Origin of the sequence: Thalassolituus alkanivorans, assembly GCF_020447205.1 — a bacterium.
Classification (GTDB): Bacteria; Pseudomonadota; Gammaproteobacteria; order Pseudomonadales; family Oceanobacteraceae; genus Venatoribacter; species Venatoribacter alkanivorans.
In genome coordinates this window covers 419,028-444,831 of record NZ_JAJAEL010000039.1, presented here as the reverse complement: position 1 = coordinate 444,831, position 25,804 = coordinate 419,028, and the positions used below count along the sequence as shown (strand labels likewise).

Below are 25,804 nucleotides of genomic sequence, written 5' to 3'. Positions count from 1 at the left end.
ACCCCGTTATTGCCAGGGCGGACAATATTAACAACCGGAACCCCCTGGCTATTATTGATAACTGGCCGGAACTGAACATCTGCGCGAGGGTCGGTAATCAGTTCTGCCATCACCGGCTGAATCAATGCAACTGGAAAAACCAGCTGCATAACCAACAGAGCCGTCAGTGCTTTATAAAATGGATGACGCTGCCCGTTTCTGAATGCTGCGATCATTATGTTTCTCTCCCTGGACTAACTATTCAGAACAGTTTCAGTCCGACATTCATTGAAAAAATATTCTGCCCGGCGAATTCCTGCCGGGATTGTACCAATCTTGCCCACCAGAGATCGGCGGTTAACCGGCTATAACGATATCCTGCTCCGGCACCTGCTCCCATGCCATTTTCAGCATGATCAGCGGCTAATTGCCGCACATAGCCATAATCAGAAAAAAGCCGGAAGCTCAGGCCATTTAACCATTCTTGCTGACCGCCAACCCATGCCGACAAACCGCGCCCTGAGACCGAAAGAGTGTTCTGCATGTAAAACCCACGATCTCCGGATGCAAACGTTGTATCACTGCCACGCACACTGCCTGCATCTCCAAGATGAATCTGTTCTGAGCTGTACAAAGAGTCATCGCTATACTGTCCGGCAATAACCGTTTGCAAGGAAAACAAAGAAGACATCGGGACACCTATTGTCAGGCGGATGTCCTGCTTCTGAAATCGGGCAAGAGGACTGTATTCTGGAGCAGAACGCTCATCTTGTGTTGCTCCAAAAAGCCCCGTCCCCTGAACGTGACCAAATTCACCACTGAGATACCCCCAGCTACTGTTTCTGGAATAGTTCATAGCTACCCGTACAGGCACCAGTTTCTGTGGTGTCAGCTGAACCCCCAGAATATGACGTTCTGAACGACGTACGGTAAGAGAGGTCAGCAACCCAATACGGGTAGAAGTATTACGATAAAACAAATACCTGCTGTTCAATGAAGAGGTATTTGATTGACCAAACAGGTCGGTATTCTCCGGCAGAATATTCAGGTATTCAGAGTAGCTGTGTGATGCATCAAAGCTCCACCAGCGATAGGGAAAGCCTCCGCTTAGTGTTACAGCATTGGTGTTGGTGCTGGTAATAAGGTTCAGGGATATGTTGTCATTAATACCCAACAGATTGTCGGCTTCCAGTCCCAGCCGGGTTTTCATTTTTCCGGTATCTTCCTGACCATCATTGGATACGCTGATATCACTACGAAATTCGTCATCTGTCTGATTAACAATCTGAACGTGAGTTGAGCCTGTTTTCTGACCCGGCCAGAGCTTCATTTGAGCATTCGCTGAAGGCACCCGATTAATCTGATCCAAAGCCTGTTCAATTTCAGGAAGCCGTAAATGTTTTCCCCAGGCAGGACTCATTGCCCACCAGAGCTTCTGACGATCTTCACTGCTGTTATTGTTAATGGAGATAGCTTCAACATAACCCTCTATAACAACCAGTTCCAATGTACCGGATGTCAAATCCTGAGGTGGGATATAAACGCGGGAAGTGATGTAGCCAAGGTCAATATACTTGGCAGAAAGCTCCTGCATAAGTTGATTAATTGCATCTTTACCAATGCATTTATTCCGGTACTTTTCAACCGATTCCCCAACATCGGATTCAGAAAGAATACTGTTACCGGAAATAACTATCTGGTTTACCTGAAAACAGGCATCATTTTCTGGCACAGAGGCGAACTTAGGAGCAGGCTGATAAGCATCCTGACGCTTATTCAGGCGTTCGACTTCATCCTGACGCCTTTTATCTTCCAGATACTTTTCACCGACCTCCGTCACAGGATCAGCTGCGTATACAAAAAAAGGGATTATTAGCAGAGCCAGATGCAGTAAATATTTCATCAGAAAACATCGACCCCGAGTCCGATCCGCCTGCGCAGGAGTAATTCCTGAGTGGTCGGTTCACGAACGATGGCATAGCTCCCATTAACATCTAAAGCGCTTTCAACTCGTCCGCCGACAATCTGTAATTCGCTGCCGTCTATATTTAAGCGCCCCATATTGGAGATAACGGCTCCCCCCTGATCAACGGCCACCCAAAGGGCATCATTTTTCAGAAGTAGTCCACGTAAGCCTTTATTCCGGGTAAGAACATCATAGACCTCAATGCCTTCGGTTCGTGAGTCCGGTGATGTCAGAGATACATCGCCAAGCGCTTGCAATACACCGCCACGATTAAGCAACTGTTGGTTTGCCGTAATATCCAGTGTTGTGCTTGCCTGTATATTTCCGCCCAATAACTCGACATCAGATCCGCCACGCTCATCGCAACCGCCCAGATTGCAACGACTGGACATCCAGGCTTTGCCAACGATGGCAGCCTCGTTGGTAAAAACATCGGACGTTATATTGATGCTGCCGTCATTTGCAATAATATCGGCACCAAGCCCATGGTATTCATCTGCTGTAATAGCAATATTACCTTGTCCTGCCAGGATCTCAGATGTAACCCTGCCGGCTTCCGGCTCGCCGAAGCGGATTTCCCGCTGACGCTCCCGCTCTCTCTGCAGAAAAGCCGTATACCAAAGACGCTTCCCCTCTCCGTCTGACGATACAATCAAGCCTTGTGAATCAAACGAATCAATCAGTACTTTATTCTCAAATAAAGACGCCGTGATATTGAGTCCTGCATTGGCGACCATACGGCTGCTGTGGCTGTATAAATTTTCACTGTTCAGTTCAAGATCCTGTAGCGAAAATAAAATGCTTCGTTCTTCAGCACTGCGTGATAACAAACGGATGTTATCATTGGCGGTCAGCCGCAAAGCAGCTTGTTCAGCCTCAGAAGAAGAGTTGGCACTGACCAGAGTAGATTCCAGATGGATGCTGGACTCAGAATTGAGGTGAACAGAGGAATATTGTGATTCGATTGTATTCTGCTTGCCGGAATCTGCACGACTATATATATCACCCGCCTTGATACTTAATGCAGAGGCAGACTTGATATCACCGGACAATTCCACTTTACCATCGGCCTGCAAAGTAAAGTCATTAGCACTGGCGTAAAGGTTACCCGCCGCTTTAACACCAGCCCCAAGGTCTGTAACCATCAACTCAACCCGGGAAGAATAAAAGTTTGCGCTACTACTGATATCAATAGCAATGGCAGCAGTCTCTCCAGCCCCCGGTGTCATTGTCGATGCAACCCAACCTCCTGCTGGGTCTGCAACAGACAGACCTGACGCAAATTCATGAGTACCAGCACCAGCCCGAATGCTGAGTTCCGCAAATGCGGATTCGTCGTCATTATTAATATCCCCGACAGCAGTCAGGCTTCTGGACAGCAGTTCAAGGCGATTCAGACTGCCGGACAAACCAGCCTCTCCGATAGCAATATTGCCGCCATCGACGGTTACGACCGGATTCTGATACGTTGCGCCAAACGCATCGGTACGCTGCTGGTAACTTACCTTACCGGTGGCCAGTGCCAGTGAAGCCATGTTGAATACTTCTGCACCGTTGACCGAGATACCGTTGGGGTTAGCAAGAATAACGTGCGCCCGGGTTCCCTGAACCCGGAGCTCTCCGTTAATAGAGGAAGGGAGCTGACCGGTAACTTCATTAATAATGGTGCGGGCGCCCGCAGTACGGTTGTTTAAAATGGCACCATTGCTGCCAACATCAAACCTTGTATAACGATTGTGGCTGATTCGGTCTGCGTCGGCTGGTGCAATATCAACCACCTCACGCTCACGTGAGTCAAGACTGACAGATGTTGCCGTGCTGCCATCGGGCACTATTTCTGCGTGCGTAAAGACCGCCAGGCCGGCGATAAGCGTGAATTGAGCTCCCTGCTTAAGCAACGCAACATCCTCTGTGCAAAATTCAGCCAAAAATGAGCGCGAATCATAGCTCAGAAAATGATTTTTTCAATATTTCTCACATTAAACATAAGGACAAGTCAGATACCACGACCTCACCGCCCTAATCCGGCCTCCGCTTTCCGTGCAGACGGTAACGCCACCTTACCGTTAAACACCAGTACCGCAAACAACACCAGCACCAGCCCCCCAACCTGTAACGCATTAGGCATAACGCCCAGCATCAGACTGACCAGCAAGGTAAAAACCGGTACAAGGTTAAAGGCAATGGCTGATTTATCCGGTCCTAACTGCTGTACGCCTTTCAGCCAGAACACATAGGCCAGCACCGAACCGCAAAGCCCCATGTAGAACAAAATACCGTGTGATTTCAGCGTCAGCTGCGGAATCGTCATCTGCGGCTGTTCAACCACCAGTGCCAGTAAAATCAACGCCACGGCACCAATACTGACCGTCCAGCGGGCAAACTGCAGCGGTGGAATATGCGGAGCGTATTTTTTCGAGCCCACGCTGTACAGACTCCAGACCAGACAGGCCAGCAACATCCATAAATCACCACTGGCAACATTCAGCTGGCTGAAATCACCACCGGTAATAACCAGACTGACGCCGATAAAAGCCAATATCATTCCGGCTATCTGCACCGCTTTCATGCGGGCATTCAGCAGCACCACAGATAACAGCACAGACACCAGCGGCGACAACGCCATAATCAGCGCGGCGTTAAGCGGTGTTGTGCTGTGCAGGGCGATAAAAAACGCATAGTTAAAACCAAATACACCAAGAATACCGAGCGGCGCAAGTACCAGCGCATCACGCCACTGTAACTGCGATTCTGCCTTCCCCGACCACCAGCGAAACAACCAGAAAATAACCAGTGCAATAAAGAAGCGTTCGGCGGCGGCCGTCAGGGGCGGCACAACGCCGGCTATTTCATGAGCAGCATTAAAATTACTGCCCCAGAACAGGGTGCTGAAAACAATCAGTAACCAGATGCTGGCATTTGAATTCACAACAAGACTCCGGATAAAAACTGCGACCCGGTATGGATCGCCGATACAGGGGTTAGCCTATTGATTTCATATATGTTAATAAATAGCGACATCTGGCAACTTAAATTCCATAAATGAAATCAAGATTCTCTCTGGATGATCTCTGGTTATTTCAGCAGGTGGTACAGCATGGCGGTATCGCTGCTGCTGCCACGGCCACCGGCATTCCACAGGCAACCCTGAGCCGTCGCCTGAAGGGGTTAGAGCAGACACTGGGAGGCCGGTTACTGGAACGCAGTGCGCATTATTTTTCGCTGACCGAGCTGGGCGAACACTATTACCAGCGTTGCACACCACTGCTGGCCGAGCTGCGCGAGATCCGTAATCAGCTGGATGATCAGCACACCCGTCTGTGTGGGCGCCTGCGTATCACCGCGCCGGTCAGCATGACGCAAAGCTGGCTTGGCCAGTGCTTCTTTGCCTTTATGCAGCAGTATCCGGGGATTCAGCTCGATCTGGTTCTGTCCAATCAATATGAAAACCTGATCGAACAACATATTGATGCAGCTTTCAGGGTCGGAGAGCCACGCGACAGCAGCTGGATTGCCCGACCGGTATGGTCTACCCGTATGACGCTCTGCGCATCCGCACAGTACCTGGCAAACGCGGAACCGGTCAGCCATCCGCAACAACTGCATCAGCATCCGCTGTTGGCTGCCTACCCGATCAATGAATGATTGCTGCAGAACAAACGCAATCAGGAGTATTTTCGTCTGGCACCGCAATCACGCCTGCGCGTTAACGATATTGATGTTGCCGCCAACGCCGCCAAAGCCGGACTCGGCATCGCCCTGATTCCAACCTACTATCTGGCCAGCGACACATCGGCCGAAGGTTTACAGGCGGTATTACCCGATTGGCAGGGGCAGCAGCGACCGGTCTACCTCTATTACCGCGACCGCGATGTAATGCCGGCACGGCTTAAGGCGTTTACTCAGTTTGTGCTGGAGTGGGTAAGTCACCAGCCGATGCCCTGACAGGTACCGGCTGGCAAACAGATAAATGCTGATACAAACGGCATTTAATGAGGGCCTGTTAACACTAATTAAACAGGCCCCAGAGCCCGGAGAAAGGAACGGATCAGAAGCCTTCCAGATCGCTCACCAGAACACTGGCAATCACTTCCAGATCGCGCGGCTCATCTTCATGATCCCACTTACCGACACCAACTTCAGCATTTACCAGGGCATCGGTAAAGCCGCCAAATTTCGTTGTGGCCTTGGCAAAAGAGCGGGAACCCAGACGTTTGGAGCCATGATCGACATAGATACTGCCGCTGAATTCCGGTTTAGCAATTGCGTCGCCGTAGCTGAACTTACGGAAGTAGTTCAGTTTAACCGTTGTGCTCAGACCATCTGCCGCATTTTCGATGTAAGTAATCGCGTTATTTTCCTGCAGCAGACGAATCATGTCGGCACGTACGGTTTCGGCAATTTCAGTTTCTGTCAGATAGCCCTTTGGTTGCTTGGCCGAATCCAGTCGTACCTCAACCTTAACCGCTGAAATCACCAGCGGTTTATTACGATATTCCTCAGAGCCTGCACTGTACTGGAAGGTCGAAGCACAACCGGCAAGAAACAAGGCAGCAACCGCCAGAAAAGCCGCTTTAATATTCATAAACAAACAAGTCCTTTTTAAGGTGTATGGGGGCGCGGATAATACGGTTTTTTCAGTTGCCATTCGCCGCACTTTTTGCCGAAAAGCGGGCTGCGTCACAATCCATTTACGTCCCGAAGGATACAGATCAAAATAACGTCAACTCAAAGCCTGCATAGCCTCCACGGCCAAACCAACCACCTGAAAGTCACCCTCTGTATTGCCTTTGTAGTACCTCGTCAGCATCTCTGCCAATAGGCCAATGCCTGCACATCGGTTAGAATAGCGCCCTGTTTACTCCCATTTCCCAACCTCTGCCGGAGTCACCGGCCAGGAAGTCTTATGATCCGTATTACCGAACTTGCCCTGCCCCTCGATCACCCGCAGGAAGCGCTGCGCGCGGCCATTCTTGAGCGTCTGAACATTCAGGATGCCGACTTGCTGAACTTCACGGTGTTTAAACGCAGCTACGATGCGCGGAAGAAAAACACCGAGATCAAATTTGTTTACATCATTGATCTGGAAGCACGCAACGAAGACCAGCTGCTGGCGCGCTTTGAAAAAGACGTACACATCCGCCCGGCGCCGGACACCCACTACTACCCGGTCGGCCATGCCCCGGAAGGTCTGAGCGAGCGTCCGGTGATTATCGGCTTCGGTCCCTGTGGTCTGTTTGCCGCCTTAACACTGGCGCAGATGGGCTTTAAACCGATCGTGCTGGAACGTGGTAAAGAAGTACGTCAGCGCACCAAAGACACCTGGGCACTGTGGCGCAAGAAAACCCTGACGCCGGAATCCAACGTGCAGTTTGGTGAAGGCGGTGCCGGTCTGTTTTCCGACGGCAAGCTTTACAGCCAGATCAAAGATCCGAAATTTTACGGCCGCAAAGTGATGCATGAGTTTGTCCGCGCCGGCGCGCCGGAAGAAATCATGTACGTCAGCAAGCCGCATATCGGTACCTTCCGTTTAACCGGAGTGGTATCGACCATGCGCGAAGAAATTAAAAAGCTCGGTGGCGAAGTACGCTTTGAAAGCAAGGTCACAGAGATTCTGCGCAATGAAGATGGCCAGACTGAAGGTGTTGTACTGGCCGATGGCGAAGTAATTCACAGCCGTCATGTGGTGCTGGCGCTGGGTCACAGCTCGCGCGATACCTTCCGTATGCTGCATAAAAAAGGCGTCTACGTCGAAGCCAAACCTTTTGCTGTGGGCTTCCGTATTGAGCATCCGCAATCGTTAATCGACCATGCCCGCTTAGGTAAATACGCCGGTCATCCGGAGCTGGGTGCCGCCGATTATAAGCTGGTCTATCACGCTAAAAATGGCCGTGCGGTGTATTCGTTCTGCATGTGCCCCGGCGGTACCGTGGTTGCTGCCACGTCCGAGCCGGGCCGTGTGGTTACCAATGGTATGAGCCAGTATTCCCGTAACGAACGCAATGCCAACTCCGGTATCGTGGTCGGAATTAATCCGGAGCAGGATTTCCCCGGCGGTCCGTTAGCCGGGGTTGAGCTGCAGGAAAAACTCGAAGAAAAAGCCTACGAACTGGGTGGCAGCGATTACTGCGCACCGGGCCAGCTGGTCGGTGATTTTATCCGCGGTAAAGATTCCAGCGAGTTTGGTGAGGTTGAGCCATCCTATAAACCCGGCGTTAAACTCGGCAGCCTTTATCCGTCACTGCCTTCCTATGTGATTGAAGCCATCCGCGAAGCTCTGCCGGAATTCGGCAAACAGATCCGTGGTTTTGACCGCGACGATGCAATTTTAACCGGCATCGAAACCCGCACCTCATCGCCGGTCCGTATCGCCCGCGACCGCGACTCTTTGCAGAGTGTGAATACCAGAGGTTTGTATCCGGCCGGTGAAGGCGCAGGTTACGCCGGTGGTATTTTATCCGCCGGTGTCGATGGTATTAAAGTTGCCGAAGCCGTGGCACTGGATATGATCGCCCAGGCCGGAAAACAGGGCTGAAGCCATGAAAGTTGATGACGTTAAAAAACTGCAGCACAGAAAATACCGTGAAGAACTGCACCACTTTTTGGTGGAAGGTGAACACCTGATTCTGGAGCTGCAGAAAGCAGCGGCGACCCAGCCACATCTGGCCCAGTCGCAGCTGTTTATTACCGAGCAATATCAGGACTGGGTGGCGGAGAATATCAGCCTGAATCTGCGCACCACAGTCGTCGGTCATAAAGCCATGAGCCAGATGTCCGATACCAAAAGTCCGCAGGGCATTATTGCCGCCGTGCCTTTTGCTCCGGCGAGCAGCGCGCACCCGGCCGCTGCACAACCAGCAAAAAACGAACGCGCTGTTTATTTATATGAAATTCAGGACCCGGGCAATTTAGGGACGATTTTGCGCACCCTCGCCTGGTTTGGTGGTTTCCGTTGTCTGCTCAGCGCCAACAGTGTTGACCCTTACAACCCTAAGGTTGTGCGTTCCAGTATGGGGGCGATTTTTCACGTCGCGCTGGAGCAATATGTGGCGCTCGAAGTGGTGGCCGAACGCTATACCCGCGTCGCCTGTCTCGATATGCAGGGCAAAGCGTTAAGCGACAGCAGTTTTAAAGAGTTTGATTGCTATGTATTTGGCAACGAAGCCCGCGGCGTGCCGCGTGAACAGCTAGAAGCCATGCAGGCTCAGCCTTTTACCATTAACGGCAGTGGCGCTATTGAATCGCTGAATTTAGCCTCAGCAGTGAATATGTGCGTGTATGAACTGGTGCGCTGAATCAACTTAACCGCTGTTTATGTTGGCCAGAGAATATCTGGCCAACATACAACAGGCCTACGCGGTCAGCAGACCACCATAAATAGTCCCGCCAACAATGGCTCCGGCCACCAGCAAACGCGCCAGCGATGGCATCACGCCATGGGCCAGCTGAAAGCGGTTCCATAAATCCAGTTTACGCTGCAGCTGATGCTCAGCACCGGGCAACAGCACCGGATAATAACCGGCCAGACCACCGGCTTTGGGAGCCTGCAGAGTGTTATCCACCGCTTCCGGTTGCTGCACCGACTGAGCCAGATAGCGCTCGGTCACAATGACATCTTCCAGCAATAAACCACTCATATGTTCCAGCAAACCGGCAATGCCGCCCATGCGCTCATAAGCCGCCGGACACCACTCGTTCCAGTTCTTTTTGTCGACATCGGGTAAGCCCAGTTGCGGGTTCTGTTCCTGCCAGTTTTCCACACCCAGTGCTTCGGCCAGTTTATCGGTCAGCTGCATATTAAACAGTGCGGCAGACACTTCGGTCATACAATCCTGTACCGCACGGGCAACATTGAGCATGCGGCGTTTTTCAAAAAAGCCGATCTGACCATCGGCAGTAATCACCGCCCAGGTATTGCCCAACAACGCCTGTTCATTACGTACCACCGCCGCCAGATGTTCGCAGGAATGCAACAGACTGAGCAGGCCATGCAGATAAGCTTCCCAGCCACGGCCAAGTTCGGCAGCGGCCTGCAAATGCGCACGGTGACAACTGGCATCGTGTTCCTTTAACACCTTCGTCAGTTCCGCACGCTCCAGTGACAACTGCTCCAGAACCTCTGGAATATCGGTTTTCTGCACCTCCTCTCCACGGTGGCGGATCACGCCGCCAGAAGGTTTCAGATCACCATCCTGCAGGGCTTTTAATGTGCTGATTTCACTTTCCAGACTGCGCGCCGCGGCCAGCTGTTCTTTTAATTCCAATGGGTAAACCTTGCTCAGAGACTGAACTGCCGTGGCCTGAATGCTGCCGCTTTCAAGCAACTCAGCCAGCGAAGAAAAATTACGCATCACATCGCGGTTAAGGTAATTGCCACGATATTGCGGATCTAATGAGCTGTGCGAAAAGTGCCTCATGACCGCATCGTCTTCCGTCACGGCTTCCAGCTCATCCTGTTTCTCGGCGTTATAAAAACTGCTGCTGATTTGCGCACGCAGAACATCCGGCTCGGCAAAAATTTCCCAGGCGCTGCGCGGATCAATGTCTGCAGCAATGTAACGTGCCTTGGCATTATCTTCGCGGTCACGGTTGGCCGGGTGTGTTGCCCACATTTGTGGCGGACGTGCCATCGACTCGGTAAACACCCGGTGGCTGGCAGCGTTTTCCGGCTGATCCACCGGTGCAGGTACACCATACTGCGGATCGTCGAGCACTTTGCGCATGGCTTCCATGGTAATTTTCTGGGCGTTGAATAAATCGCTTAAGCGCTTACCGGAACCGGCCTCAGTCTGAGCAACATTCAGCGCCGTCTGCCAGGCATGGTCTGCAGCCTGCAATTTATGCAAAGCATTAATTAAGGCATCGCTGCCGGTTACGGAGACAGCCACCAGATCGGCGTTAAATTCCATTTCGCGGCTGAGCGCGCGCTCGGCCATAATCACCAGACGGAACATGGTGTCGACTACAGCACGAATCGACCAGATAATCAGCGACAACAGCCAGCCCAGCCAGGCAATACGCAGATCGGTACGACCCAGACCACGTACCAGATTATCCAGCCAGTCACGGGTGGCCAGCATATGGCCAATAATCTGCTGTGCGATATACACCCAGCGCCCTACCAGCATCGAACGCTGGGCAAAATGGCCAAACTCATGGGCCAGCACTGCTTTTAATTCACCCAGCGTTAATACATTCACCAGCCCCAGGCCGATGATCAGATTCTTTTTCGACGGGAAAATCAGGTTCAGTAACGACAGATCATAAAAAACAGCGGCATTAACCTCTGGTGTCAGAAATACCCGGTGCGGACGTGGCGCGCCGATTTCATCCGCCAGACGATAAATAAAAGAAAATAATTGCGGCTGGTCTTTTTCGGTAATTTCGATCCCCTGCGGGTCTCCGGATTTACGCACTGCAAACAGTGATTTACCGATAAATAAGGTAAGCAAACCGGCGCAGACCGTAATCGTCAGCCGCAGCAGGTCAAAACCCCAGTCCTGAAGATGCACAACACCATTAAAGGTAATCACCGCAAAACAAATACCCAGTGCGATATACCCCAGCATAAACAACATCAGGCCAGCCATCGCCAGCCAGGCTTGACGCTGATAGGAACCGCGGGGTTTGGTCAGATCCGCCGGAACCTGCTGCGGACCAGCGGGATAAAGTACAGGTGTTTCCATTAACAACCTCCTTGTTAAACGTGCCATATGGCGAAGATGAAGCGGCCTGCTGTAAAGCTCACTCCTGAAAGTGAGAGGAATATTATCAGCACGGGCCAGACATCAACAAGAAAGGCGGGCCGGTTTTGTGGCCGCAGTAGCAAAAGAGAAAAATAACGGCGGGGAAAAACAAAAACGGGAGGCAAGCCTCCCGTTTTATCAGCGTTCAGAATGTAATGATTGACCTGGCTCCCACGCTCTGCGTGGTAGCCCTTGCTGGCACAGTTGCATTCCCACGCAGAGCGTAGGAACGAGAAAGAAAGAGTTTTTCTTAATGCTCAGAGCACCGCACCGTTATCAGGCGTTTTTCGCCCGTTGCGCGGCTTTTTTCGACTGCAGCTGTACAGCCTTGGTGAAAATCCACTGATAAGTGGCCGGTAGCATACGCACCAGCAGGTCAAACATACGGGCATCCGGGCCAATCAGAATACGGCGGCTGTTTTTACGCACACCATTGAGAATGGTTTTGGCGGCCTTATCCGGCGTGGTAATAAACAGTTTTTCAAATTCTTTGGTGGCTTCTTCTTCAGACGTACCGGTTACCTGTGCACAGCTGGCATCCATACGCGCAGATTTGGCGATATTGGTTTTAATACCACCCGGGTGTACACAGCTGCAGCTGACCGGAGAGCGGGAGATTTCCAGATCCTGGCGCAGAGATTCGGTCAGTCCGCGCACCGCAAATTTACTGGCGTTATAGCCGCTCATTAATGGCTGTGACGCCAGACCAAAGATACTGGAGGTGTTAATAATATGGCCTTCGCCGGCCGCTTCCAGATGGGGCAGGAATGCCTTGGTGCCATACAGCACGCCGTTAAAGTTAATGTCCATAATCCACTGGTAATCTTCCAGACTCAGAGCACCCACGGTACCGGACAACGCCACTCCGGCGTTATTGAAAATCATATTTACTTTGCCGTGCTCACGGGCGGTTTTATCGGCCCAGGCGTAGACGGCTTCACGATCTGACACATCGAGAATATCGGTGGTTACTTTCACCCCATAGCCCTGCAGCATCTGTGCAGTTTCTTCCAGACCTTTGGCACTGACATCGCTTAACGCCAGATGACAACCCTGCTGCGCCAGATTAATGGCCAGCGCACGACCAATGCCCGAACCTGCGCCGGTAATCGCCGCTACTTTATTTTTAAAGTCTTTCATCTGAGTCTCCTGTGCCTGCCTGCTGCGGCAGTCTGCTGGCGGTTACAACCACCGGCTGTTGTTATTTTAAGTACTATTTTAAGTGTTATTTTCAATACTCTGGCCTGCGCGACGGCGGCTGTTGCTGTCGCAGCGGTTACTGCGGTCGCCGTAGTGAGGCGCACAGTGTGTCAGAACTCCCCCGGATTTTCCGGGTTCAACTCAGCCAGATTCGGGCGGCAGAGTTGCAGGATATAGCCGCAATCTACCCCTGTTTACACCGCTAACCCCCGCTTCTGCGCACTGGTTCTGCCGCTTGCCACCCTATGAGTGCGGCTCAGAAGCCGGTACGACAGAAAAGCCCGCCACGAAGTTGTCATAATCCGCCGTTCCGGCCCCCTTCGCCATTGCTGAACACCGGGATCTGCGCGACAATAGCGCCCCTTTTTTAACCCGCTGAATCCGTTGCGCTTAAGTAACGGCAGCAATACAGAATTCAGATTCAGGAGTCGTTACATGACATCTCGTACCGAACTGGCGAACGCCATCCGCGCACTGAGCATGGACGCCGTACAGAAAGCCAAATCCGGTCACCCGGGCGCCCCGATGGGCATGGCCGATATCGCCGAAGTACTGTGGAACGACTACCTCAAGCACAACCCGAACAACCCTGAGTGGGCCGATCGCGACCGTTTTATCCTGTCCAACGGCCACGGCTCCATGCTGATCTACTCCCTGCTGCACCTGAGCGGCTACGATCTGTCTATCGACGATCTGAAGAACTTCCGTCAGCTGCACTCCAAAACTCCGGGCCATCCGGAATACGGTTACGCACCGGGCATTGAAACCACCACCGGCCCACTGGGTCAGGGTATTGCCAACGGTGTGGGTATGGCGCTGGCCGAAAAAGTACTGGCCGCCCAGTTCAACCGTGACAAGCACAATGTGGTCGATCACCACACCTATGTATTCATGGGTGACGGCTGCATGATGGAAGGTATCTCCCACGAAGCCTGCTCTCTGGCCGGTACTCTGGGTCTGGGCAAGCTGATCGCGTTCTACGATGACAACGGCATTTCCATCGATGGTGAAGTGGAAGGCTGGTTCACCGACGATACCGTTAAGCGTTTTGAGTCTTACGGCTGGCAGGTGATCCCACGCGTTAACGGCCACGATCCGGAAGAGATCAAACAGGCCATCGAAACCGCCCGCGCCAACACTGAGCAGCCAACCCTGATCTGCTGCAAAACCATCATTGGTTTCGGCTCACCAAATAAAGAAGGCAAAGAAGAATGCCACGGCGCCCCGCTGGGTGACGACGAAATCGCCCTGACCCGCGAGCGTCTGGGCTGGAAACACGGCGCCTTCGAAATTCCGGAAAACGTTTACGCTGGCTGGAGCGCGAAAGAGAAAGGTCAGGCCGCAGAACAAAGCTGGGACGAAAAATTCGCCGCTTACGCTGCCGCTTACCCTGAACTGGCTGCCGAATTCAAACGCCGCGTAGCCGGTGATCTGCCTGCCGATTTCTCTGCTCAGGCGCAGGCTTATATCGAAGAATGTCAGGCCAAAGGTGAAGTGGTTGCTTCACGTAAAGCCTCACAAAACACCCTGAACGCCTTTGGCCCGCTGCTGCCTGAATTCCTCGGTGGTTCTGCTGACCTCGCCGGTTCCAACCTGACCCTGTGGAAAGGTTGTCAGGGCGTAAGCGAAACCGACGCCTCCGGTAACTACGTATTCTACGGCGTACGCGAATTCGCCATGAGCGCGATGATGAACGGTATCGCTCTGCACAAAGGTTTTGTACCTTACGGCGCGACCTTCCTGATGTTTATGGAATACGCCCGTAACGCCGTGCGTATGGCCGCGCTGATGAAGCAACGATCTATCTTCGTTTACACCCACGACTCCATCGGTCTGGGCGAAGACGGCCCGACGCACCAGCCGGTAGAACAGGTTGCCAACCTGCGTAACACTCCGAATCTGGAAACCTGGCGCCCATGCGACACCGTCGAAGCAGCCACCGCCTGGAAATCGGCGATTGAGCGTAAAGACGGCCCAAGCGCGCTGATCTTCTCCCGTCAGAACCTGCAGCATCAGCCACGTTCTGCCGAACAGGTTGCTGCCGTTGCCCGTGGTGGTTACATCCTGAAAGATTGTGCCGGCACACCGGACGCCATCATCATCGCCACCGGTTCTGAAGTGGAACTGGCGACCGCCGCTGCCGAGCAGCTGACTGGCAAAAACATCCGCGTGGTGTCTATGCCGTGTGCTGAAGTGTTCTGCAAGCAGGGCGCTGAGTACATCGAATCGGTACTGCCTGCGTCTGTGTCTGCCCGCGTTGCGGTAGAAGCACTGCACAAAGATTACTGGTACAAATTCGTTGGCCTGAACGGCAAGATCATCGGTATGGACACCTTTGGTGAATCTGCACCGGCGCCGCTGCTGTTTAAAGAATTCGGTATTACCACCGAAGCGGTGGTCGAAGCCGTAAACAGCCTGCTGTAATCGGCGCGGCCGTTAAGGCTGCCGCCACACCATTGCCGGACTTTTGCATTATCAGGCAAAGCTCCGGCAATTTTATTTCCGGCTCTGAAAAATTGGTGAATTCCCGGTACTGCCATGCTGAAAAAACACCAGCTCGAACTGTTAAGTCCCGCCCGCGATGCGGCCATTGCCAAAGAAGCGATTCTGCACGGTGCCGATGCAGTGTATATCGGTGGCCCCGGCTTCGGCGCACGCCATAACGCCAGCAACTCGGTGGCTGATATTGCCAATCTGGTGGAATTTGCGCGTTTATTCCACGCCAAAGTATTCGTCACCCTGAACACCATTCTGCACGACGACGAAGTCGAACCTGCACGCCAGCTGATTCACCAGCTGTACGACGCCGGTGTCGATGCGTTAATTGTGCAGGATATGGGCGTGCTGGAAATGGATATTCCGCCAATCGAGCTGCACGCCTCCACTCAGTGTGATATCCGCCGGCTGGAAAAAGCACAGTTTTTATCACAGGCCGGTTTCTCGCAGATTGTTCTGGCACGGGAACTTAACCTCGCTCAGATTAAAGAAATTTCCGACAGCGTTGATGCCGCCGTGGAGTTTTTTATTCACGGTGCGCTGTGCGTGGCATTTTCCGGTCAGTGCAATATTTCCCACGCCCAGACCGGACGCAGCGCCAACCGTGGTGACTGCTCACAGGCCTGCCGCCTGCCCTACACCTTAAAAGACGAAAACGGTGGCGTGGTTGCTTACGACAAACACCTGCTGTCGATGAAAGATAATAATCAGACCGCCAATATGCACGATCTGGTGGATGCCGGCGTTCGTTCCTTCAAAATTGAAGGTCGCTACAAAGACGTCAGCTACGTAAAAAACATCACTGCCCATTACCGTCAGCTGCTGGATGACATTCTTAATGATCGCCCGGATCTGGCTCGTGCTTCCAGCGGTTATACCGAACATTTCTTTGCCCCGAACCCGGATAAAACCTTTCACCGTGGCAGCACCGATTACTTTGTCAGTGAGCGTAAAATTGATATCGGCGCCTTCGATTCGCCTAAATTCGTTGGCCTGCCGGTCGGTGAATTAATTGGTGTTGGCAAGAGCGAACTAACCGTACAGACCGATACCGAACTCACCAACGGCGATGGCCTGAATGTGCTGGTCAAACGCGAAGTGGTGGGCTTCCGTGTGAATAATCTTTACCCGATTGCGGATTTTGACCTGGAGAATGATCAGGGTGAAATGCAGCACGTCTGGCAATACCGCGTAGCACCAAACGAAATGCCGGAAGAATTAAAAAAACTGCGTTTACCGGCAAAGCTGAACCGTAATCTGGATCATAACTGGCAGCAGGCACTGCTGAAAAAATCCGCCGAGCGCCGCGTGCTGGTTAACTGGGATATTCAGGCTACACAGGATGCTCTGAGCGCGACACTTACCAGTATTGAAAATGGTAGCGAAAAAGGCAGCAGCGTAACGCTGACATTAAAAGGTCCGTTCGAGCCTGCCAACAACGCAGAGAAAGCACAGCAGCAACTGCAGGATACCTTTGGCAAACTGGGTAACACCATTTATCACGCCGACCGGATTCAGATAAACGGCGAGGCCTGGTTTATTCCCGGCTCGCAGTTAAAAACCCTGCGCCGCGATGCCATTGATGCACTGACCGCCGCCCGTATTGCCGCCCATCCGCGCGGACAGCGCAAGGCCGTCAGTGAACCCGCGCCTGTTTATCCGGACAGCCAGCTGACCTTCCTCGATAACGTTTACAACGAAAAAGCCCGTGCCTTTTATAAACGCTTTGGCGTTGAACTGATTGAACCGGCCTACGAAGCACACCAGGAAACCGGCGATGTGCCGGTCATGATCACCAAACACTGCCTGCGTTTTTCTTTTAACCTTTGCCCGAAACAGGCCAAAGGCGTTACCGGGGTAATTACCAAGGTCAAAGATATGCAGCTGGTTAACGGTGACGAGGTATTAACCCTGAAGTTCGACTGCAAACCCTGCGAGATGCATATCATTGGTAAGATGAAGAATCATATTCTCAGCAGCCCCCAACCCGGCAGTGTGGAAAGTGGAGTCGGTTTTTTTGATCCGGCGAGTCTGATTGTCAGCAGCAGAGACTGATTCATAAAAAAACCGGCTATTAGCCGGTTTTTTTATGTTTAATATAGGTCAGAGGTTAGGCTTATAGTCAAAACCATCCTGTGCCTCAGCATCGGTAAAACTCTGTACCGGCTGCTTGTGGTTCAGTAAAGAGTTCACCAGTGAGCCGGGGAACATCTGAATCGCGTTATTAAACTCTTCAACATTACGGTTAAAGATGCGCAGCGCAGCACCAATCTGCTCCTGCTGCTCCGATATTTCTGCCATCAGTTTCATATACAGATCAGAAGCCTTCAGCTCCGGATAAGCCTCGACAGCCACTTTAAGTCCCTGCAACAGACTGGCCGTATGTCTTTCAGCCTCAGCCAGCCTGACGGTATCAGGTGCGGCAGATGATTGCTTACCAAGCTCGTCAATGCTGTTACGCAGACGGGTAACATCCGCCAGAACACTGCTTTCATGCAGTTTGTACTCTTCAACCAGCTTTTCAACATGGGGAATAATTTTATTCTTCTGCCGCTCCTGGGTCAGAACCGAAGCCCAGGCACGGTCAACGGCATTAAACTTTCCAATAATGCCGTTATAGATAACAACCACAGCGACCAGCAAAATCACGGGTAACAGTAAAAAATAAAAATCGCTCATAAAGCCTCCATCAAGGCGTACCGGACGCCCGGTTAAAGTTGAAAATTGTTGTCAGTCAGGCGCATCAGGTTGTGTATCTGAAACAACAGGCCATTGAGCTTTTCAAGCTCATCGTGTTTAGCAATTTCGCTGGCAAATTCAACGGGACTTTCCAGATTATAAGTGCGCTTATGTTCCAGAATATCGTCGTTGCTGAAAGCAAAACAAAGATCGCCACCGGCGTTTATTTCCAGCACAGGACGTGAGTACTCAGCCGCCATCGCCAGCATTGCTTCAATCACAGCGGGTGATAAAAAGCGCGCCGCTACAATCTCTTCATCAGCCCGGACACTGAAGACCCGGTTAAATTCATTTGAAGCCGTCGTGTACTTTTCGCCACTGAAAGATATGCCGCTGCCAGCGTTGAGACTCAGCCCTCTGGAAAACGGGAAATGCAACAGCAGGCCATGACGGTAATAGCTGTTTCTTACTACCCGGGTACGGGTATTTCCCTTGGAGTCGGTGTAAGTTTCGCTACGACGGACAACATAATGAAAACGGTAGAGGCGGTAATCAAAACGATGCAGCTCGCCCTCATAATGTCCCTGATACAGGTGCTGAATTTCGCGCAGATCATTGCCGCGGATAAATTCCTTAAACTGCTGACCCAGCTCTTTGGCTTTCTCTTTTCCGTTGAAAGGCAAAGCCTTCAGGCCGTTATTAAACAGAATATCAAGCAGACTGATCCGCTCTGACAGCGGTCTGCGCCAGTGTTTACGCTGATACAGACGCCAGCAGACAATGCCACCGGTAACCAGCAGCAGCAACGGCAACCCCAGTTCATAAGAGGCAAAGCCGCCGCCGGAAACAAGCAGTGTCAGTATTTGCAACCCTTCCCAGTACACCAGCCCCCAGAACGGCATCAGCACCACAATCATGGGTATTCCGGCGGCCACCGCCATACGCTGTTGCGGAGTTTTAAAGTATCTGGATAAAAAGCCTGCTTTGCCTTTTTCCTCACGCCACAGCTGCCAGAAAACAACGATCGCTACAGGTAACCAATACTGGCTGTAGAACAGAACAACACTGAGAAAATAATCAAACTCATAGGGCAGACTCCGGCTGAAAACACTGTATAGCGCCAGCCCGCCCAATCCCATAAACAGCAAGCCGATAACCTGCCAGGGCTTATCTTTATAATCCAGAGGGCCCGGATGATGTTCCAGCGAGCGGATCGTAGCGACCAGATCATGCTGGCTGGTCGCAGCTTCAATTTTTTCCTTCAGGCGGGTGATATTGGCACTCACCTGCTGGTTGTGCGTCATAAACGATCCTTAACGTTCCTATATAGCTCCGCCATTTTATCATTACTGAGAAGTAAGACAGTAAAATCAGGTTACAGTAATGAACGATATACGCCACATTAGCCCTTTTAAAAACATGGTTTTATTAGGGCCTGTCGACACGAATTAAACAGGCCGGATTTACTTAGTGTCGACAGGCCCTAGCATTAACAAACTCTGTTCGGACTGGTAATCCGTAGCGGAATACGCTATCAGATACACGGGAGTGCGAATGGAGAGCGTTAATGTCGACACGGAAGATATGCCTGTTGTTTATCTGTTTGCTATCACACAGCGTCATCGCTGATGGCCGGGAATTCGCCCTGATTGCCAAAAGCACCAGCGATCAGAACTTTATTGAGGTCTGGCGTGGCTGTGAGTCTGCAGCACAGAAAAATAGCGATCATTGTGTATTGCTCGGCCCGGAGCAGGAAACCAGCGCCCGTATTCAGGCTAAAGCCATCGAAAGTGCAATCAATAGCCGGCGCTATAGCGCCATGGCAATATCGGTGACCAAATCGGATGTTATTGCGCAGGCTGTATCCCAGGCAATAATTCCGGTCATGACTTTTGATTCGCCATTCGCTGAGCGAGAACAAAATCTGAGCCTGAGTTATGTTGGCACCGACAACCAACAGTTCGGGCGCGATCTCGCCCGTCAGGCAAAAGCAATTTACCCCAATGGCGGTTCTGTATGTTTAATGACCGCGGAACACGATACCAATCTCGCTTTGCGGGTTCTGGGTATAAGACGCGAACTGAGCGGCAATCCGGCATTGATCGACGCTCAGCCGTTGCGTGGTGAGGGTGGCTGGTATGAGCCGGAACGTTGTCTTTGGGACAGCGGCGACAGCAACAAACGCGCATTAGCTGAAATACGTATCAGCCTGACTGAAATTAAACCCGATGTATTTCTGTCTGTTGGCAGCTGGCCTCTGATTGATCCCCAGGCATACCAGAACATCCTGCTGCCTTTTCAGGAAAACCTGAGAAAAAGAAGCCACTGATCATTATCGGAGTTGGCAAGGTACTGCCCGAATACCACCAGCTGCGGCAGGAACAGCTGGTGCACTCATTGGTCAGCATCGACTTTTTCCGTATTGGTGAGCTGACCTATAAAAATATGCTCAACAGTATCAATAAAAAACCGCTGAAGGCGGTTATCTATACACCGAACACCATCATCCCGCCCGAGCCAGAACGTTCCAATTAAAATACTGTGCCAGGGCCTGTTAACACTAATTAGCCTGCAACCAGACAATCAACTGCGCCCGCTCGTCTTCAGTCATGGCAGTGATATTGGCCAGTGGCATATAGCCGGTTTGCAGTGCGCTGAGCATACGGTCTTTGTACTGCAGAAGTTGCGCTTCAGACTCGAGGATAATACCCGCCGGCGGCGTTTTAAACATATCACTGGTCGGAGATTCCGCGTGACATTCGGCGCAACGCAGATGGGTAATATGCAACGCCAGGTCGGCATTAATGACGCTACCTACCGTTGCAACCGGTTTGGGCGCCATCCAGAAAGCCAGAGCAACAGTAAGAATAAAGGCGCTGATTAAATAACCCGGTTTTACTCCGGCACCCTGGGTTTTTAAATTCAGGAAATGACGCACCAGACCAGTAATTACCGCAATCATAGCCAGTACCAGCCAGGCATATTCATGGCCATAGGTCATCGGATAATGATTACTGATCATGATAAAGACCAGCGGCAGGGTCAGGTAGTTGTTATGGGTTGAGCGTAGTTTGGCCAGCATGGCATAACGCGCATCCGGGGTTTCACCGGCAGTTACTGCACGTACCAGTTCACGCTGCGACGGCATAATGCCGAAGAACACGTTACCGGCCATAATCGAGCCGATTAAAGCACCGACATGAATATAAGCCGCACGGTCAGCAAACAGCTGATCGGCCAGCCAGGCCATAAACACCAGAAATACAAACAGAACAGAAGCAAAGCCTTTATTGCTGTTGCGCAATGGGCTTTTAATCAGCAATTCATAAACCGCAAAACCCACGGCCAGAAACAGCAGACTGCTGCCAATAGCCGCCGCCGGTGAAAATGCCACCTTGGCCGGATCAATCAGGTATTGCTGCGCACCCCAGTAATACATCACCGCCAGCAACGAAAAACCGGTCAGCCAGGTGGTGTAGGCTTCCCACTTAAACCAGTGCAGATTAGCCGGCATCACCTGCGGCCCGAGCTTGTATTTCACCACCTCGTAGAAACCACCACCATGAATGGCGGATAACTGGCCTTTAATACCGCGCGCTTCATTTTCGTCGCTGGGTTTTTCCAGGCTCAGATCGAGCCAGACAAAATAAAAGGATGCACCGATCCAGGCGATACCGGCCAGCACGTGAAACCAGCGCAGAAAAAGATTCAGCCAGTCAAAGATATAGCCTTCCATTAATGGGCCTCCGGCTTGGTCCAGACCGAACGGCCGGCAACGAAGGTTTCGCGTACTGCACGGTCATCGCCGAGGATCATCAGGCTGAACAGGGTTTCGTCCAGGGTTTTACAGATTGACTGACGACGCTTCATCAGATCGGTACCGGCCAGATCCAGCACAACAAAATCGGCTTCTTTACCGCTTTCGAAGTTACCGATTTTATCGTCCACAGACAGCGCTTTGGCGTTACCCAACGTCATCATATAAAAGGCGCGTTGCGGCGCCAGTTTACTGCCTTTTAACTGGCAGATTTTGTAGGCTTCATTCATGGTTTGCAGCATCGAAAAACTGGTACCACCACCGACATCGGTTGCTACGCTGACATCCACCGGAAACGGCTGATCATCCAACTGGAATAATCCACTGCCAAGAAACAGGTTCGACGTCGGGCAGAACGAAATTTTGCTGCCGGTTTCACTCATGCGCTGATAATCCTCAGCATCGAGATGCACACAGTGGGCAAATACGCTGCGCTCGCCGAGCAGGCCGTAATGATCGTACACATCCAGATAACTCTTACGCTCCGGGAACAGCTCTTTTACAAAGGCAATTTCATCCAGATTTTCCGCCAGGTGGGTCTGCATATAAACGCCCGGATTATCGGCCAGAAGCTGTCCCGCCGCCGCCAGTTGCTCCGGGGTCGAGGTAATAGCAAAACGCGGGGTAATGGCGTACAGCTGACGACCATTATTGTGCCAGCGGTCAATCAGCTCCTGAGTATCAGCGACCGAACTTTCCACCGTATCGCACAACGCTTCCGGTGCATGACGGTTCATCATCACCTTGCCGCAGATCATACGCGTATTCAGACGCTGACTGATTTCGAAAAAAGCGTCCACGGCACTCTTATGCACAGTACCGAATACCAGTGCCGTAGTCGTACCGTTTTTCAGCAGTTCCTGCAGGAAAAATTCCGCTGCATTATTGGCGACGTCGGTGTTGGCGAAATTCACTTCCGTCGGGAAAGTGTAATTATTCAGCCAGTCGAGCAACTGCTCACCGTAGGAGGCAATCACATCCACTTGCGGATAATGAATATGGGTGTCGATAAAACCCGGCATAATCAGGGCATTATCGTACTGAGTCACGCGGAGATCCGGATACTGAGCCAGCATGGCGGCGGCATCGCCACAACCAATCACGGTGCCGGCATCGGTGTCGGTGATCAGCAGACCATCGGCAAAATACTGGGGAGTCTGTTCGTCGAGGAAATGCAGCACGCGTCCCCGGTAGCCCTGATAATTCATGTTCTTTCTCACAAGTTTATTCGGATATTCCAATCGTCCGGAAAGAAAAACTCTTCCAGATTATTGCCCGGACCAACGCGGTCGACGATCCAGAAATCACACACACGGTTTAATGCCAGCAACGGATGATGCCAGCAATTGGCTTTGTAATTCACGCCTTCCTCACCACTGGCGAGAAACAGCTTAAAGCTGGATGGGTCTGGCACCTCATCGCCATTAACAATATGGCTCAGGCATACCAGCACCAGATAAGGTTCATCCGACGACGGCAGAAATGCCTGACTGCTCAGAGGATGACGTTCCATCATACCAATGCTCATCGGCAGGGTACGTGGCTGGGCGCGGAAAATACTGATAATACCCTGCCCGCTTTGTGGCTCTGCCCCCACGGTAACCTGCGCCAGATTATGGTAACGCTCGGTGGTGCCGTTATTAATCATAACCGGCTTACCACGCACGCTCACCAGCTCACCGAAAGGCGCAAAGCTTTCGGCGGTTAAAGGCTCAGGTTGCAGAATTAATTCCATCACTGAATTCCTCAGGAACCACGGTAAGTCGAGAAACCATTGGCCGACAGCAACAGCGGCACGTGGTAGTGCTCGGTTGGCGTATCGATTTCAAACAGAATATCCACCTGCGGATACAAAGTGCTCAGACCCTGTGCGGCATAATAGGCCCCGGTCGCGAATTCCAGTTTGTACAGTCCGGACTCACGCTCACGGGTTCCCAGCCAGTCAATAATACGGCCATCTTCGTTGGTCGCGGCACTGGCCATGCTTTGCCATTGTGGGTCGGCAACCGAAGCGGTTGCCGATTTAAATAAACGCACCTCAACCCCAACCGCCGGACGGCCGCGCTGGGTGTCGAGGATATGCGTTGTAATTACACTCTTCTGCATGTTCTGCTCCTTAAGTCGCCAGACCAAGAATTTTTTTAATGCGCAAATCGGTAATCATCATCTGATTCTCAGCAGCATTACGGATTTCCTGCTCACGGCTGTTCGGCAGTCGCTGCTCCAGCAGTGCCAGCATCTGCCCGGCACTCTTGCCGGTGGCAAATACGATAAAAATAAAGCCAAACTTTTCTTCATAGGCACTGTTACCTGCCGCCAAAGCCTCCAGTACAGCCTCGGGCGCACCCGTTGCTCCGCTCTGTTCGTGCGAGGCAATGGCTTTGGTATTGGCGTATTTAGCGCGCAGTGAGTTTACATCACCGATTTTCGGATGGGCGGTAAAAGCCTGCAGAAAATCAGGCTCTTCCATCGTCCACCAGAATTCATCCGCCTTCTGCAGCAGCTCATCCACCGACGCATAGGGGCGCGCGGCAATCACTTTTTCCACCCAGCGTTCTGCCGCACAGCAGCTGGTAAAGGCGGCGGTGGCTTCCGCCACCGTCAGGTTATTCAGTTCATCCAGCGTCATTGGGCATCCTTCAAGAAACCAACTATTTATCTGTGTTCAAAAAACCGAACACTCTCAGACGGCTGATACCGCCATCCGGGTACATATTCAGTTTGATATGGGTAAAGGTCTGCTCGCCACTGATCACTTCGTCTTTGTAGAAATGTTCGGCATCGGCCGTCAGTTTCTGACGTCCAATCACTGGTACCCACTCAGAAGTTTCCTGCGGATGCTCACCTTCCGGCATGGAAATACCCAGCAGTGAGAAACCATCCGGATAATTACCTTTAAAGTGCGCAGTATCGACCACGACCTTTTTAATGCTGCCGGTACCGGCCAGCTTAATAATAATCCAGTCGCATTCACGACCACCGCGACGACGCTTGGTTTCCCAGCCATCGCCCATATTGACGCCACGATCCGGCATGATCAGGTTGCTCATCGAGCTGAAGAACATATCGCTGCACTCCACCGGGCGCGCACCGTTTTTAACGAAGGCCAGATCCACAGGCTCACCCGGCAGGAACCAGTTACTGTCCATCACCGCTTCGCCGTACACACGTAAACGGGCTATGCCACCATCGGGGAAACTATTGATACGCAGATGAGTCCACACACCAGCGGAATCACAATCAATAAAATTATTGCTGTCCGGATTTACGTCCTGCTGCGGCACGATCATGGTCCACTCAGTGCTGTTATCCGGTGCTGTTTTGCTGTTACAGGCTTCAATCGATACCTGTTTCGGCGCGTTACCGGCAAAGTGCGTAGTGCATACGTTAAAGCCTTTAATGCGCCCCTGAGTACCCAGTTTAAGGATGGCCCAGTCGTAACCGGCAACACGCTTACGGCGGCTTTCCCAGCCATCCATCCATTTACCACGATCGGTGTATTTACCGTCAATAAACACCGGGGCTTCCGGCTTGATCAGGTTTTCCATTTCAGCAAAGAAATCATCACTGCAGCTCAGCACCTGACCGCCCAGACGACGGTTTGCCAGATCAATCCACTCACTGTAAGGATGCACTTCGTTTTTCATATTCTTCTCAACATTATCAGACGGATAATTCTGACGATGATCGGATCGTCAGGTTATTAGGGCCTGTCGACACTAATTAAACAGGCCTGTTATTGGCTAAAAATATCTCAAACAAGGCGCTGAGAGTGTGGGATGTTCAGCACATCCCTGTGCTTCCCCCCTCGGGTTGGCACGCCAATCTGTTCCAGACAGATTGGTAACGGGTTAAGCGAACGAACAGCAACGCAGGATGAGGGATTTTTAGCCATAACCCTTCGGGCTAAGGCCAGTTTTC

21 protein-coding genes and 1 pseudogene are annotated in these 25,804 nt (G+C 51.9%); 7 read left to right on the top strand and 15 right to left on the bottom strand.

Features of this window, described 5'->3' with window-relative positions; genetic code table 11:
- The 4 genes from LGT44_RS17440 to LGT44_RS17425 all read right to left on the bottom strand — a co-directional run.
- A partial coding sequence (locus tag LGT44_RS17440) for a hypothetical protein (protein WP_230333655.1) occupies positions 1–215 on the bottom strand: 215 nt, incomplete at its 3' end.
- A gap of 26 nt (positions 216–241) precedes the next feature.
- Entirely contained in the window at positions 242–1,882 is a 1,641-nt protein-coding gene (locus LGT44_RS17435) for a ShlB/FhaC/HecB family hemolysin secretion/activation protein (protein ID WP_230330307.1), read from the bottom strand.
- Positions 1,882–3,843, bottom strand: a complete 1,962-nt coding sequence (locus LGT44_RS17430; RefSeq protein ID WP_230330306.1) for a filamentous hemagglutinin N-terminal domain-containing protein — start codon at positions 3,841–3,843, stop codon at positions 1,882–1,884. The genes LGT44_RS17435 and LGT44_RS17430 overlap by 1 nt, the downstream gene beginning before the upstream one ends.
- A gap of 113 nt (positions 3,844–3,956) precedes the next feature.
- Positions 3,957–4,874, bottom strand: coding sequence for a DMT family transporter (locus tag LGT44_RS17425; RefSeq protein WP_230330305.1), 918 nt, complete (start codon positions 4,872–4,874; stop codon positions 3,957–3,959).
- Positions 4,875–4,987: 113 nt separating this feature from the next.
- Between LGT44_RS17425 and LGT44_RS17420 the strand changes: the two are divergent.
- Positions 4,988–5,890, top strand: a pseudogene (locus LGT44_RS17420) (LysR substrate-binding domain-containing protein).
- Between the two features lie 103 nt (positions 5,891–5,993).
- On the opposite strand, the gene LGT44_RS17415 reads toward LGT44_RS17420, so the two are convergent.
- Positions 5,994–6,530, bottom strand: coding sequence for a hypothetical protein (locus LGT44_RS17415; RefSeq protein ID WP_225692982.1), 537 nt, complete (start codon positions 6,528–6,530; stop codon positions 5,994–5,996).
- Between the two features lie 321 nt (positions 6,531–6,851).
- Here LGT44_RS17415 and LGT44_RS17410 point away from each other — a divergent pair, with 321 nt between their 5' ends.
- Together LGT44_RS17410 and LGT44_RS17405 are read left to right on the top strand one after the other, a co-directional pair.
- Positions 6,852–8,480 carry an NAD(P)/FAD-dependent oxidoreductase gene (locus LGT44_RS17410; protein WP_230330304.1) on the top strand — a complete coding sequence of 543 codons (1,629 nt, stop codon included), beginning with the start codon at positions 6,852–6,854 and terminating at the stop codon, positions 8,478–8,480.
- Between the two features lie 4 nt (positions 8,481–8,484).
- A complete protein-coding gene (locus LGT44_RS17405; RefSeq protein ID WP_230330303.1) occupies positions 8,485–9,240 on the top strand; it encodes a TrmH family RNA methyltransferase in 756 nt (251 codons plus the stop codon).
- 57 nt (positions 9,241–9,297) lie between these two features.
- Here LGT44_RS17405 and LGT44_RS17400 read toward each other — a convergent pair whose 3' ends face one another.
- Together LGT44_RS17400 and LGT44_RS17395 are read right to left on the bottom strand one after the other, a co-directional pair.
- Complete coding sequence (locus LGT44_RS17400) at positions 9,298–11,631, bottom strand: M48 family metallopeptidase (RefSeq protein WP_230330302.1); 2,334 nt, start codon at positions 11,629–11,631, stop codon at positions 9,298–9,300.
- A gap of 336 nt (positions 11,632–11,967) precedes the next feature.
- A complete protein-coding gene (locus LGT44_RS17395; RefSeq protein ID WP_145466513.1) occupies positions 11,968–12,831 on the bottom strand; it encodes an SDR family NAD(P)-dependent oxidoreductase in 864 nt (287 codons plus the stop codon).
- Between the two features lie 495 nt (positions 12,832–13,326).
- Between LGT44_RS17395 and tkt the strand changes: the two genes are divergently transcribed.
- Both tkt and LGT44_RS17385 read left to right on the top strand, forming a co-directional pair.
- Positions 13,327–15,315: a transketolase gene (gene tkt, locus LGT44_RS17390; protein ID WP_230330301.1), complete on the top strand. Its 1,989-nt coding sequence runs from the start codon at positions 13,327–13,329 to the stop codon at positions 15,313–15,315.
- A 114-nt stretch (positions 15,316–15,429) separates the two neighbouring features.
- Positions 15,430–17,442 (top strand): peptidase U32 family protein, encoded by a 2,013-nt coding sequence (locus LGT44_RS17385; protein ID WP_230330300.1) that lies wholly within the window; start codon positions 15,430–15,432, stop codon positions 17,440–17,442.
- Positions 17,443–17,490: 48 nt separating this feature from the next.
- Here the strand turns inward: LGT44_RS17385 and LGT44_RS17380 are convergent, their stop codons facing one another.
- A complete protein-coding gene (locus LGT44_RS17380) occupies positions 17,491–18,066 on the bottom strand; it encodes a LemA family protein (RefSeq protein ID WP_145466516.1) in 576 nt (191 codons plus the stop codon).
- 32 nt (positions 18,067–18,098) lie between these two features.
- Positions 18,099–19,370: a DUF3137 domain-containing protein gene (locus LGT44_RS17375; RefSeq protein WP_230330299.1), complete on the bottom strand. Its 1,272-nt coding sequence runs from the start codon at positions 19,368–19,370 to the stop codon at positions 18,099–18,101.
- Positions 19,371–19,633: 263 nt separating this feature from the next.
- Here LGT44_RS17375 and LGT44_RS17370 point away from each other — a divergent pair, with 263 nt between their 5' ends.
- Complete coding sequence (locus LGT44_RS17370; RefSeq protein WP_230330298.1) at positions 19,634–20,395, top strand: substrate-binding domain-containing protein; 762 nt, start codon at positions 19,634–19,636, stop codon at positions 20,393–20,395.
- Positions 20,396–20,454: 59 nt separating this feature from the next.
- Positions 20,455–20,601 carry a hypothetical protein gene (locus tag LGT44_RS17365; protein WP_230330297.1) on the top strand — a complete coding sequence of 49 codons (147 nt, stop codon included), beginning with the start codon at positions 20,455–20,457 and terminating at the stop codon, positions 20,599–20,601.
- 25 nt (positions 20,602–20,626) lie between these two features.
- On the opposite strand, the gene LGT44_RS17360 is transcribed toward LGT44_RS17365, so the two are convergent.
- Genes LGT44_RS17360 through alc form a run of 6 tightly spaced genes read right to left on the bottom strand, consistent with a single transcriptional unit; the run spans position 20,627 to position 25,530 of the window.
- Entirely contained in the window at positions 20,627–21,802 is a 1,176-nt protein-coding gene (locus LGT44_RS17360) for a urate hydroxylase PuuD (RefSeq protein ID WP_230330296.1), read from the bottom strand.
- A complete protein-coding gene (gene guaD, locus LGT44_RS17355) occupies positions 21,802–23,103 on the bottom strand; it encodes a guanine deaminase (protein WP_230330295.1) in 1,302 nt (433 codons plus the stop codon). Before guaD ends, LGT44_RS17360 begins: the two co-directional genes overlap by 1 nt.
- Positions 23,100–23,618: an ureidoglycolate lyase gene (locus LGT44_RS17350; RefSeq protein ID WP_230330294.1), complete on the bottom strand. Its 519-nt coding sequence runs from the start codon at positions 23,616–23,618 to the stop codon at positions 23,100–23,102. The genes guaD and LGT44_RS17350 overlap by 4 nt, the downstream gene beginning before the upstream one ends.
- Before the next feature lie 11 nt (positions 23,619–23,629).
- Positions 23,630–23,989, bottom strand: coding sequence for a hydroxyisourate hydrolase (gene uraH / locus LGT44_RS17345; protein WP_225692967.1), 360 nt, complete (start codon positions 23,987–23,989; stop codon positions 23,630–23,632).
- A 10-nt stretch (positions 23,990–23,999) separates the two neighbouring features.
- Complete coding sequence (gene uraD / locus LGT44_RS17340; protein ID WP_230330293.1) at positions 24,000–24,512, bottom strand: 2-oxo-4-hydroxy-4-carboxy-5-ureidoimidazoline decarboxylase; 513 nt, start codon at positions 24,510–24,512, stop codon at positions 24,000–24,002.
- A 22-nt stretch (positions 24,513–24,534) separates the two neighbouring features.
- On the bottom strand, positions 24,535–25,530 hold the full coding sequence (alc, locus tag LGT44_RS17335) for an allantoicase (RefSeq protein ID WP_230330292.1): 996 nt from the start codon (positions 25,528–25,530) through the stop codon (positions 24,535–24,537).
- Between the last annotated feature and the right edge of the window lie 274 nt (positions 25,531–25,804).